General features: G+C 41.0%; 13 protein-coding genes. 9 read left to right on the top strand and 4 right to left on the bottom strand.

From position 1 onward, the window contains the following. Nucleotides 1-156 precede the first annotated feature (156 nt). The 7 genes from JUI58_RS20555 to JUI58_RS20525 all read left to right on the top strand — a co-directional run bounded on the left by JUI58_RS20555 (nucleotide 157) and on the right by JUI58_RS20525 (nucleotide 8989). The gene (locus tag JUI58_RS20555; RefSeq protein ID WP_204105686.1) at nucleotides 157-1821 is read left to right on the top strand and encodes a DUF3685 domain-containing protein; all 1665 of its coding nucleotides are present in this window, start codon (nucleotides 157-159) and stop codon (nucleotides 1819-1821) included. A gap of 166 nt (nucleotides 1822-1987) precedes the next feature. Next, nucleotides 1988-3757, top strand: coding sequence for an ABC transporter substrate-binding protein (locus JUI58_RS20550; RefSeq protein WP_348539942.1), 1770 nt, complete (start codon nucleotides 1988-1990; stop codon nucleotides 3755-3757). Nucleotides 3758-3779: 22 nt separating this feature from the next. Continuing rightward, nucleotides 3780-4553, top strand: coding sequence for a nickel pincer cofactor biosynthesis protein LarB (gene larB, locus JUI58_RS20545; RefSeq protein ID WP_204105684.1), 774 nt, complete (start codon nucleotides 3780-3782; stop codon nucleotides 4551-4553). A 107-nt stretch (nucleotides 4554-4660) separates the two neighbouring features. Continuing rightward, entirely contained in the window at nucleotides 4661-5158 is a 498-nt protein-coding gene (locus tag JUI58_RS20540; protein WP_348539941.1) for a DUF4079 domain-containing protein, read from the top strand. A 52-nt stretch (nucleotides 5159-5210) separates the two neighbouring features. After that, nucleotides 5211-7421, top strand: coding sequence for a ComEC/Rec2 family competence protein (locus JUI58_RS20535; RefSeq protein ID WP_204105683.1), 2211 nt, complete (start codon nucleotides 5211-5213; stop codon nucleotides 7419-7421). Nucleotides 7422-7556: 135 nt separating this feature from the next. Next, on the top strand, nucleotides 7557-7991 hold the full coding sequence (locus tag JUI58_RS20530) for an NfeD family protein (RefSeq protein WP_204105682.1): 435 nt from the start codon (nucleotides 7557-7559) through the stop codon (nucleotides 7989-7991). 2 nt (nucleotides 7992-7993) lie between these two features. Next, on the top strand, nucleotides 7994-8989 hold the full coding sequence (locus tag JUI58_RS20525; protein WP_204105681.1) for an SPFH domain-containing protein: 996 nt from the start codon (nucleotides 7994-7996) through the stop codon (nucleotides 8987-8989). A gap of 359 nt (nucleotides 8990-9348) precedes the next feature. On the opposite strand, the gene JUI58_RS20520 is transcribed toward JUI58_RS20525, so the two are convergent. Further along, on the bottom strand, nucleotides 9349-9735 hold the full coding sequence (locus tag JUI58_RS20520; RefSeq protein WP_204105680.1) for a Fur family transcriptional regulator: 387 nt from the start codon (nucleotides 9733-9735) through the stop codon (nucleotides 9349-9351). Nucleotides 9736-9895: 160 nt separating this feature from the next. On the opposite strand from JUI58_RS20520, the gene purS reads away from it, so the two are divergent. Then, nucleotides 9896-10156, top strand: coding sequence for a phosphoribosylformylglycinamidine synthase subunit PurS (gene purS, locus JUI58_RS20515; protein WP_204105679.1), 261 nt, complete (start codon nucleotides 9896-9898; stop codon nucleotides 10154-10156). A gap of 57 nt (nucleotides 10157-10213) precedes the next feature. On the opposite strand, the gene JUI58_RS20510 is transcribed toward purS, so the two are convergent. The 3 genes from JUI58_RS20510 to JUI58_RS20500 form a co-directional block, all read right to left on the bottom strand. Then, the gene (locus JUI58_RS20510; RefSeq protein WP_204105678.1) at nucleotides 10214-10669 is read right to left on the bottom strand and encodes a hypothetical protein; all 456 of its coding nucleotides are present in this window, start codon (nucleotides 10667-10669) and stop codon (nucleotides 10214-10216) included. A 208-nt stretch (nucleotides 10670-10877) separates the two neighbouring features. Beyond that, the gene (locus JUI58_RS20505) at nucleotides 10878-11135 is read right to left on the bottom strand and encodes a hypothetical protein (RefSeq protein WP_204105677.1); all 258 of its coding nucleotides are present in this window, start codon (nucleotides 11133-11135) and stop codon (nucleotides 10878-10880) included. Between the two features lie 95 nt (nucleotides 11136-11230). Then, nucleotides 11231-11989, bottom strand: coding sequence for a hypothetical protein (locus tag JUI58_RS20500; protein ID WP_204105676.1), 759 nt, complete (start codon nucleotides 11987-11989; stop codon nucleotides 11231-11233). 40 nt (nucleotides 11990-12029) lie between these two features. On the opposite strand from JUI58_RS20500, the gene JUI58_RS20495 reads away from it, so the two are divergent. Beyond that, a complete protein-coding gene (locus JUI58_RS20495; RefSeq protein WP_204105675.1) occupies nucleotides 12030-12200 on the top strand; it encodes a hypothetical protein in 171 nt (56 codons plus the stop codon). Nucleotides 12201-12287 lie beyond the last annotated feature (87 nt).

The raw sequence follows: 12287 nt of genomic DNA, 5'->3' as shown, positions 1-12287 counted from the left end.
GCAAAACCGCTATGCGTACAGGGTTGTTTAATTAGATACAGTAATTGTCCTGTTAAAAGTGCAATACAAAAGCACCCTAATTAAACAACTCCAAGGCAGTAGCGAAACTAATATAAAGCCGTCCTATAAGGACGGGGTTTCTACCCAATTTTTCTGATGAGCGATCGCAACTTTCAAATTCTGCTCATTGACGACGATCCCATCTTTTCCTTGGGTCTGGCCACTGCTTTGGTAACATTGAAGGATTTCCAAATCTGCGATCGCGTCAATACGGCAAGTGCTTTGGCCACATTGGCCACATTAAAGGAAAGAGAAAATTTAATTGCGATCGCGGATATTCCCTCTGTATCCAAAGTTACCAATTCCTTACATTTTTTCCAGCAACTGAAGAAAAATTATCCCGATCTTCCCGTCCTTTTGTTGACTGCAATAAGGGAAATTCGTCTCTTAAAATCAATTCGGACTTTAGGGATTGAAGGATATTGCCCCAAAGGAACAAATATTGAAGAATTAGCCTCAGTTCTTCAGCAAATTATAGCAGGGAATACCGCTTGGCCAGAACAAACTGCAATTACCCAACAACATCTCGATTTACAATTATCTGTTCCTAATTCTCCCCCCCAATGGTTATTAAATTTACGGCGATCGGGGTTGTCGCAAATTAAAGAGAGTTTACTGAAGATCGAGAAGCAGTTAGAAAACCAAGATTTACCTAGCTTTGATTGGTTATATTGGCAAGGTCGTCAACGAGAATTAAAAGTGGCGCGATCGCTGGTAGATCGTTTACTCCCTGTGGAAGTTATTCTCATTCCTTCCTCAGAGAAAGAGTCTCCCCAAACTTCTCTTCCTATCCCTTCTTCCTCTAGCGAATTAGTTGCGATTCCTTCTCCCTTGGAAAATCTTTTGAGCAAAATTCAATTAGGGGTGAGAAATCAAACACCATTAACCTTAGAATTAGATATTTTAAAACAGAATAAACGGCAAGAATTACTCTATTTAACAGTTCGACAATTACAAGCAGTTTTAGAAGACCTACAAGGGTTAAAAGTCACTCGTGTAGAATTAGAATCAAGAATAGATATCTTTGTTGGGGAAGTTTGGCAAAAAACAACCCTTGAATTTTTCTCTAAATACTATGCTCAAGAAAAAGCCAGTATTTCTATTGTCGAATTAATCCAGCAAAACTCTCTGGCGATCGCCAACAGTCAAATTCAGAAAATTCCTTGCGTTCTAGAACTTTTAAGTTACTTACTTTATGATAGTTCTCTTGCTATCGATAATGTTACTTATCGCCACAATTCCCCAGAAGCAAAAGCAAGAATTGAAGATTTATTAGACAATTTTACCATTCAAATTGCCAAAAGAACAATACAATTTCTACTCAATCAATTTCCTGAAGATGAAACCATCAAATATAATCTCTACGATCGCAAATTTATCTCCTCGCGAGAAATTGCCCGCTTGCGAAATGAACTCTCTTGGCAGTTTCGTCAAGATCGCTATTTTCTGGAACCCAAAGCAATTTTTGAGAGTCGCTATCGCTTGTTTGTCCTGAAGGGAAGTATAATTCAAACGAAGTCCATTTCAGCATCCCGTTTGCCAGATTTAGAAACCTTGCGAGGGATTCCTTTTTTTGTTACCCTAGTCTTAGAAACTCGTGATGCCCTTGCTCCAAGAGTTCGAGCCGTTATCGCCTTTTTAGGTCGTGGTGTCGTCTATGTTTTAACCCAGGTTATTGGCAAGGCGATCGGTTTAATTGGTCAAGGAATTGTGCAAGGTTTGGGGAATGTCGTCCAAGAAACTCGTTACAGAAAGAAGTAAAATCAACTATACTCCCTATATACCTTCTCGCTATCAACTATCACCCTATCAACTATCAACTATCAACTATCAACTATCAACTGTCACCCTATCAACTATCAACTATCAACTATCAACTATCAACTATCAACTATCAACTATCAACTATCAACTATCAACTATTAATATGAGTTTGAGTCGGATTTGGAAACCGGGATTATTTGTTGTTATGGTTATTCTGGCGATCGCCTTATTCGGTCGCAGCGTTTTGACCCGTAGCAGCAATGCTAACGCTATCCCACAATTAGTTTTTGTCAGTCCTAGCGATCCTTCTACTTTTAATACTCCTCTCAATCAATCTGCTTTTAATATTTTTGGCTTTATTAATGAGGGCTTACTAACACAAAATGGAATCACTACAGAATTAGAACCTGCATTAGCAGAATCTTGGAAAATTTCTGAAGATAAGCTGAAAATTGTCTTTACCCTGCGAGAAGGATTGCAATGGTCTGACGGTCATCCTCTCACCGCCGATGATGTAGAATTCTCCTATAATGACATTTATTTAAACGAAAAAGTCCCTACCGGTATTCGAGATATTTTGCGCGTTGGTGATGGTTATCCTTCTGTTCGTACCCTCGACGATCTTCACGTTGAATTTACTGTTCCCGAACCCTTTGCTCCCTTTTTACGCTATGCTGGTGGCATTTCTATTCTCCCCAAACACGCCTTACAAAAAGCAGTAGAAACCACCGATGAACAAGGGGATTTAGTTTTATTAACGACTTGGGGAACCGATACCGATCCTCGAGAAATTATCGGGGCTGGTTATTACCGCATGACGGATTATGTTCCAGGACAACGTGTTATTTTAGAACGCAATCCTTACTATTGGCGCAAAGATGAAACAGGACAATCTCAGCCTTATATCGAACGAGTTGTCCTGCAAATTATTGAATCTGATGAAACACAATCGATTGCTTTTCGTTCGGGAGAATTAGATAGTTTAGATGTCAAGCCTGAAGCATTTGGCTTGCTGAAAAAAGAGGAGAAAAAAGGAAAATATACGATTTATAATGGCGGTCCCTCTGCGGAAAGTCGCTTTGTTGGCTTTAATCTTAGCAAGGCAAAAAACGAAAAAGGTGTTTCCTTTGTCGATCCTATCAAGTCTAAATGGTTTAACGATGTTCGTTTTCGACAAGCTATTGCTTATGGGATCAATCGCGATCGCATGAAGAATAATATTTATCGGGGTTTAGGGGCAGTACAACACTCTGCTATTGGTGTATCGAGTCCTTACTATTTATCCCCAGAAGAAGGGCTAAAAACTTATGATTACAACCCTCAGAAAGCTAAAGAATTATTCCTAGAAATGGGATTTCAATACAAAGAGGACGGGCAATTATTCGATGCAGATAACCATCCCATTCGCTTTAATTTATTAGTCAAATCGGAAGAAAAAACGCGGGTTGATGCTGCCGTCCAAATTCAACAGGATTTAAAGGCGATCGGTATTCAAGCAGATTTACAGGTTCTCAACTTTAACACAGTCTTAAAACACCTTCAAGGTCGAGATTGGGATGCTTATGTCGGTGGTTTTGGCGGTGGTGGTGTTGAGCCTCATAGTAGTTTTAATATTTGGTATAGTGGTGGTTCTCTGCATCAATTCAATCAAGGACCTTATCCTTGGGAAAAATCCCTGCAAGGATGGGAAGTATCTGACTGGGAAAAAGAAATCGATCGCCTTTTTCAAGAAGGTGCAAGAGAGTTAGATGAGTCAAAACGTCGCGAAATTTATGGAGACTTCCAGAAAGTCGTTGCCGAAAATGTTCCCTTTTTGTACTTAGTTAATGCTTTATCCTTAGAAGCCGTCCGCGATCGCATTGAGAATATCAAGTTTACTTCCTTTGGGGGAGCATTTTGGAACTTGTATGAATTGAAGGTTGAAGAAGACTAAACACCATGACAACAGAAAATTTATGGAAACATTACAAACAATCTTAGAAGCAGTTTCATCGGGATATATAACCCCAGAAACTGCCCGTAGTAAAATCAAAGCAATGGGTTATGAATCTGTGGCAGAATTTGCCAAAATAGACCATCAGCGTCAAGGACGGACAGGATTTCCAGAAGTGATCTGGGGACAGGATAAAACCTCAGAACAAATTGCTCAAATTATGGAAGTAATGAGCAAGCATCAATCGGTAATTATGGCAACCCGCGTGGAGGTTAAAATTTATGAAGAAATCAAACAAATAATGCCCAATCTCCGCTATTATCCTATTGCCAGAATTTGTGCTTTAGGCAATCCTAAATCTCAGGAAATCTTGGGAAAAATCACCATTTTAACTGCCGGAACATCAGATTTACCTGTTGCAGAAGAAGCAGCGATAACAGGGGAGTTAATGGGGTTTCCCGTGCAACGTCTTTGGGATGTTGGAGTGTCAGGAGTTCATCGGCTTTTAAATAATCGTCATCTTCTGAATGAAGCTGATGTTTTAATTGTTGTTGCGGGAATGGAAGGTGCATTACCAAGTGTTGTGGGAGGATTAGCAAATTGCCCTGTAATTGGTGTTCCCACCAGTATAGGTTACGGTGCCAGTTTTGGCGGTCTTTCTGCTTTATTAGCGATGTTAAATTCTTGTGCGGCGGGCTTAGGTGTTGTTAATATTGATAATGGGTTTGGTGCGGCAATTTTGGCTGGACAAATTTTACGGACGGCAGCCCGAATTGCTGCAAAATCTAAGTTATAATTTAAGCTAATCGAAGCTGAATTAAAACTCTACAAATTACGCGATCGCAAAATATTGCTCAATGTCCCCTTATCTTTTAAAATGATTCAAGACTTGAGATGAGGACAATGGTGATGGAAGCTGTACGAGCAATTTTAATCCCCTATTTAGAGCCGATCGCAGCCTGGTTTCGCACTCTAGGCTTCCCCGAACCCATTATCCATTGGGGACACCCATTGATGATGGGTATTGTTATTTTTGTTTTAGGCAGTTTTACCGCTTGGGTAGGTTGGCAAGGACGCATTTCCCAAGACACAGAAACCTCAATCAAAAATCGGCGATCGCATCGAAAACTTGCCCCGTGGTTATTCTTATTTATTAGTTTGGGTTACACGGGAGGTGTTTTATCTTTGGTCATGCAAGAACAGTCTATTTTTGAGAGTCCTCATTTCTGGACGGGTTCCCTTGTCGTCTTTTTATTAGCACTGAATGGATTCATTTCAGCGACTAAATTTGGTGGCAATAAAGAAGCCTTAAAAACAACTCATGCTTATTTGGGAAGTTTTGCGGTATTAGTCATGTTTATTCATGCTTTTCTTGGTTTAAGTTTGGGACTTTCCATCTAACTTTTTAGCTATTAAATACTCACCCACTTAGAAAAATAAGCAATATATAGCGATGAGTCGTCAGAGTTGGGTAATCTTGTGTATTGCCTATATATTAGGACTATTATCGACAGGGATATTGGCTTCTCCTTTTGAAAAAATAACCTTAATACAAGGGTTGGGATTAGCGAGTATTGAGATTGTTTTAGGGGGAATTGTTGGCGCGATCGCCTCTCGTTTTTGGCGTAAAAGTCCCCGTCTTCCGATTTGGATCGTCGCGGGAATTCTCGCAGGATTAGCGATCGCGCATTTTCAATTGCGTCTTCCTCAACCTGCTACTAATGATGTGAGTTTATGGCTGAAAAATTCCCGAGAAGAAGTGACAGTAACGGGACAAATTCGCGATCGCCCCAGTTTCAATCGCGATCAAAAATTACGCTTTATTTTAGCCGTTCAAAAAATCAATGAAGATACCAATATTCAGGGCAAATTATATGCAACTATTTCTCCCCTAGAAAACGTAGAATTAGTTCCCCAACAAACTATTACCATTAAAGGGAAATTATACGAACCCCAAAGGGCAAAAAATCCCGGTGGTTTTGATTTTAAGGCCTATCTTGCCCCTCAAGGAGTATTCGCAGGATTGTCGGGGGAACTGCTGGAAGTCTCACCTAAACAACCTTGGGGATGGTGGAAACTGAGACAGCGCATTGTTCGCATTCACAATCAAGGTTTATCGGAACCATTTGGCGCTCTTGTGAGTTCTATGGTGATGGGACGCAGGGCGATCGATCTCCCTTTTGAGATTCAGGATTTGTTTATTCAGGCAGGACTAGCACATATTCTAGCCGCTTCAGGTTTCCATGTTTCCCTGTTATTGGGAGGAGTTTTAGCACTAACTCGGACTTTAGAGGAGAAATATCGTTTTGCGATCGCCCTTGTAATTCTCCTTGCTTATACGGGACTGACGGGGTTGCAACCTCCAGTTTTGCGGGCAGTTTTGATGGGAATTGCTGTGTTATTGGCCATGACAATAGAAAGTAAGGTCAAACCCTTGGGGGCATTGCTTTTGGTGGCAACGCTTCTTCTCTTATTCAATCCTCTCTGGATTTGGAACTTGAGTTTTCAATTGAGCTTTATTGCGACCCTCGGATTAGTGATTAGCGTCCCCGCTATCACTCAACGTTTAGATTGGTTGCCCCCAACCATCGCCACTATTATCGCCATCCCCGTCGCTGCCACAATTTGGACACTTCCCATCGCCTCTTATTATTTTAGTTCTCTTGCTACTTATGGTATTTTAGTTAACATCTTTACAACTCACCTCGGTTCTCTCATTATTTTAGGAGGTATGTTAAGTGCTGGGATTGGGTTGATTTTTCCTTTGGCAGGAACCGCGATCGCCTCCCTGCTATTCTATCCAACCCTATTTCTTGTCAATATTGTGCGTTTTTTCATCAATTTACCCAATAGTTCCCAAGCAGTGGGCAATTTAAACATTGTGCAGGTTTTGGCCGTCTATGGCATTATTTTAGGGATTTGTTGCTGGAAACCGTTGCAGCAAGGGAAAAGATGGTTGGCAATGGCAGTAATTGCTATTTTAATCGCGATCGCACCTCTTTTGTATGCTAATGCAACTTTAGTGCGAATGACAATACTTGCAGCAGGACAAGAACAAATTATCATCATTCAAGATCGAGGAAAAGTAACCCTCATTGATGCTGGAGATACCGATACAGCAAATTATACAGTTTTACCTTTTTTAGCACATGAAGGCATCGATCGCATCGATCTAGCAGTCTCGTTGAAAAATTACCGAGAACTGGGCTGGAAACCAATTTTTGATAAATTAGAAGTGAAAACATTTTTACACGCGATCCCAACCTTTGAAGCAGGAGATGAGGAGATTTTAGCAAAGGGGGTGTATCCCTTTGCAGTCGGACAAGAGGCAACCAATCGCAATCTCAAAATTGTTAGACTGCATCCCGCGATCGCGCAACTGCAATTCGGCGATCGCCATTGGCTGTTACTCTATGCCCCCAACGAGGAAATTTTACCCACAGATTTATCAGCACAAGTGTTGCTATTTATGGGAGATTCAGTCAATGAGAAGGTATTAAGAACATTTGCCGGGGATACCGCGATCGCTTCTTCTTCCTACGTTTCCTCCGATACATTTCAAGGGTTACGGCAAAAACAGATTTATGTCTATGTGACGGGACGACATGGGGCAGTACAATGGAGTCCGCAACGAGGATTTACAACTTTGTTAAATTCCGGTTAAATCCTGAAAAAATGTCAAGTATCTTAACAGTTTGGGAGAGTTGAGGAGAAGAAGGTTAAGATCGTATCATCCCAGAAATAAATAGAGTTTGTTTCTCAAATTTTATTTTCTTTCCTTGCTCTCAAAGACATCCTCATGTTTAATGCCACTTTTCTTTGGCTCATTGCTGGTGTAATTCTCTGTTTAATGGAGTTGCTCTTTCCTACAGCATTTGTCGAGTTTATGATGGGAATTGCTGCATTTATCGTGGCACTTATTTCGCTGATACTGCCTCACTCTGGCTTACAAATTGCCCTATGGATGATTTTTTCAACATTATTAGTTCTTCTCTCGCGGCGCATTTTTACCCCCAAACGAAAAAGTGCAACAATTGAAGGCAAAACAGAAGGAGAAACCCTCACCGAAATTCCTGCTGGAGAAACGGGACGCATTTTATATGAAGGTAATTCTTGGCGAGGAAAATGCAGCGAGGAAAGTCTGGCGATCGCCCCCAAACAAAAAGTGTATATTGTCGGCAGAGAGGGCAATACTTTAATCGTCCTCCCGAAATCTTTACTCGAAGGAGAATAACAATGGGACAATTTTTTCTACTCATTATCTTAGCATTTGGCGGTTCTGCCCTTGTAGGATCGGTGAGAATTATTAACGAGAAAAACGAGGCTTTGGTAGAAAGTCTGGGCAGTTTCAAGAAAAAACTCAGTCCTGGTTTAAATTTTGTCGTTCCTTTTGTTGACAAAGTTGTTTATCAGGCAACAACTAGAGAAAAGGTTTTGGATATTCCTCCTCAATCTTGTATTACTAAAGATAACGTTGCTATCAGTGCTGATGCGGTTGTCTATTGGAGAATTATGGACATGGAACGTGCTTATTATCGCATTGAAAATTTGCCTATGGCCATGGAAAATTTAGTTTTGACCCAAATTCGTTCGGAGATGGGAAAACTAGAACTCGATCAAACATTTACCGCAAGAACTGAAGTTAATGAAACTTTATTACGAGAACTCGATATTGCGACAGATCCTTGGGGAGTCAAAGTAACGCGAGTGGAACTTCGCAATATTACCCCCTCTAAAGCCGTTCAAGATTCAATGGAATTACAAATGGCAGCAGAACGGAAAAAACGGGCATCAATTTTAACTTCTGAAGGAGAAAGAGATTCAGCAATTAATGAGTCTAAAGGTAAAGCGGAGGCACAAGTTTTAGAAGCAGAAGCGGCTAAAACTGCTGCCATTTTGCAGGCTGAAGCACAACAACAAGCGACGATTTTAAAAGCTAAAGCAGAAGCGGAACAGGAGGTTCTGAAAGCGCAAGCAACAGCAAAGGCATTAGATATTATTGGAGGTAAAATAAAAACCGATCCTCAAGCTAAAGAAGCATTACAATTTCTCTTAGCACAACACTATTTAGAAATGGGTAAAACTATCGGGAGTAGCGAAAGCAGTAAGGTCATGTTTATGGACCCGCGCAGTATGATTTCCACCTTAGAAGGGGTTCGTTCTGTAATTGGTGAAAATCCTAGCAGTTTGAATTTAGAGTTGGAAAAATTCGATCGCCATTCCGCAGAGTAAAATCTACTAATTTTTCGGATAGGGATGTTAAATTTAACATCTCTAAAACTTACGCAGCTAGGGTCTAAAACTTACGCAGCTAGGGTCTAAAACTTACGCAGCTAGGGTCTAAAACTTACGCAGCTAGGGTCTAAAACTTACGCAGCTAGGGAGCGAGACGCTCCCACTACTGTATTATTTTGCTGTAGTAGTGCGGGCATCTTGCCCGCTAATGCGTAAGTCCTAATCTACTGTATTATTTTGCTGTAGTAGTGCGGGCATCTTGCCCGCTAATGCGTAAGTCCTAATCTACTGTATTATCTTGCTGTAGTAGTGCTGGCATCTTGCCCGCTAATGCGTAAGTCCTAATCCCTATAAATTTAACTTTCTTCTTCCTGACAGAGATCGCACATCCCAAAAAACTCTAGAGTATGATAGTAGACTTTAAAATGATGAGACTGTTGTAATTGTTGCTCTAATTGATGAACAGGACATTGTTCAATAGGAATAGAACGATCGCAATTAACACAAGTTAGATAATGGCGATCGCGTTGAACCAGACTGTAGAGAGATTCACCATTCCCCAAAGTTCGTACTCGTACCACACCCTCTAATTTTAAGGCTTCTAAGGCACGATAAACTGTTGCCAGTCCAATATTATGCTGACCGTTTCGCAGTTCGATATACAAGTCTTGTGCTGAAATTGGACGATTTAAGGTTTTGAGAAGATTGAGAATTTTTTCTTGGGAACGAGTACGAGTTTTCATGGGGAAGTCTGGCGATCGCGCTTCTGGTCAAGCATTTTCTGATTTTTTTCTAGGAAAATTTTTGCGATCCTTTGGCCTTGGGCTACAATTCCATAATATACTGAATTACGGGTATTCCAGAAACTAATATTAAACAACAAATAACAAACAATCACTAAAAATGCAATTCCAAGCGAAAATCTATGTAACCTTACGCCCTTCCGTTCTCGATCCCGCAGGAGTCGCGGTACAATCGGGATTAGAGCAGTTAGGATATGATACAGTAGAAGGGGTCAGAATTGGGAAGTATATTGAACTCAATCTCAGTGCTGAGAATGAGGACAGTGCGAAAGAAAAACTAGACCAAATGTGCGATCGCCTCTTAGCAAACCCCGTTATTGAAAATTATCGTTTTGAATTAAAAGTATTGGCGATCGCTTAAATTGAGTTTGCTACTCCCTAACCACTAATCACTTAACCACTAACCACTAACCACTAATTACTGTTTAGCGATATTTCGCTGGCGTAATAAATGCGCCACAAAATGCGCCTCTTTTTGTGCTTCAAAGAGTTGTGCTTCAAAAAGATTGACGCGATGGGAAGATAGAATTAAAGCACCTTTTGCGTTTTGATGAATCCTAGGAACTTTGATTTCTCCATAACTGCAAACGCGATCGGGAAACCAATCATGTCCCAATTTTTCACGAAAATGAACGCTACCGCGATCAACACGATCGCCACTTTCTTTAAACTCGGCGATCGCCGCTTCAAGTTCTGCCGATAATTGGTTAATTCGCCTCGCTTGACCCTCCAATTGTTGCAGATCGACGGCAAATGTATCCTGTTTTGCGATCGCCGCTTCGGGAGGTTTGGGAACAGGAAAAGGCGATCGTTTTGGCGTTTTATTGCCTCCAGGAAGACAGACTAAATGTTTGCTTTGTGGCGATCGAGTCATGACCTTAAATTAAGTAGAATTAATAATCAAATGGTATAAGGATACCTTAGTATGATTGTTCGTTTTAGTCAAGTCTTTTTTTGATAATTTATTTTGATAATTTATTTTGACAAATATAAAGGCCTCGATCGCGATCGAGGCCTTTATTTCCGAGAAAATACAAGGAAACAACAAAACCTATTTTTGCCATTCCTTTTCCTGCCAAAAGCTAACCAAAATCGCGATCGATACTGCCTTCAAAAACAGGTTCAACACGAATAGCTGCAACATTACTCGGGCGAATGACCATGTATTCTCCTTGAACGTTTTTAATCGGTACGCTAATAAAATTGGTATCATCTGCCTTGGGCATCAGTTCGCCACTATACCACTTTTGAAACTCTTGAATGGTAGTAAAGCGAACTACTTCGCGATGACCCGAAGTTAGCATAATAAACACTGAATAGAAATCTGGTTTTCTAGCCATAGAAATTTCTCCTTATTTTGGCGCAATATTTTAACGCCCCCTTTGCTAAAAACGAGAAGGCAATCCTTCAATTAAAATATCATTAAGTTGGAGGACTAGAGATTAAATCGCTGTAAAAGCGCCTCTAGTAGAGAAGGAAGCATTTGACGCACTTCCTCAGCCGTCTTGCATGATAACTGTTGATGGCTCGTTAGGTCAAAGGGAAATTGTCCCTGAAGGCGTTCCATTTGCAGGAGAAGAATTTGCCCCTGACGCTTGCTGTGGAGGGCGTAACCGAGTTCGACGCAAACATTAGAACTAAGAAGAAGTTGGGGTTTATCTTCCCTTGTTGTCGTGGCGATCGCCGTCCCATCAGCGATAAAGAGAAGACTTTTACGAATTTGCCTTAATTGTCCGCTACTGAGGCGTAGAGGGGCATTTTTGGGGCGCTGGGCGAGTTCTAGACTGAGGGGGATGCGTGCCGTTTTATTAACTTTGGCGATCGCCGCTTCTAATACTTCCCGAAACAGTTCGCTAGATTCTTTGTACTCTTGTTGATAGCTGAAGAAAATTTTCGGTTCTAAGAAAGCATTAAGTTCTTGCTTAGTGAGATATATTTCGTGAGACTTTAGATCGAGATTGGCGATCGCATAACCGCCGCTTCCTTCAATATAAAATTCGATTGTTTCTCCCTCAATATAGCGTTCAAACCATTTCGAGGTCGCTATTTCCTCCGTCTCGTCCAAAATATCCGCCCGCAACCCCGACTTAAGCAAACTACTGCGACTTAAGCGCAGATCGTGAGGACGTTTGACGATCTCCCGAATGGGTTCGTATTGTTCGATATACCAAGCCTTGAGTGCGACGATCGCCATATTGCCATCCCTCTCCCGATCTCCTACATTTGTACTAAGAATGATTCATCATAGCATCGACTTTGAAGAATTTTCGAGTAGGTTTAGGAAAATTCTAGAATTGAGGCGTTGCTGCGATCGCACTCCTAGCATTGAGCCAGTTTTTAGCCAAACCTCGGCGCGATCGGCAAAATATACTGATGCTTCTCAACGAACAATGCCCGAATTTTGATGATATCGAGGCTACTTTCTTCGATCTTCAGTATATTTCCCCGATCCCCGATAATTATACGGGTTTTCTACACCTGTATTTGCAATA

The organism is Spirulina sp. CCY15215 (assembly GCF_016888125.1).
Classification (GTDB): domain Bacteria; phylum Cyanobacteriota; class Cyanobacteriia; order Cyanobacteriales; family Spirulinaceae; genus CCY15215.
This window is presented reverse-complemented; position numbering and strand designations above follow the sequence as displayed.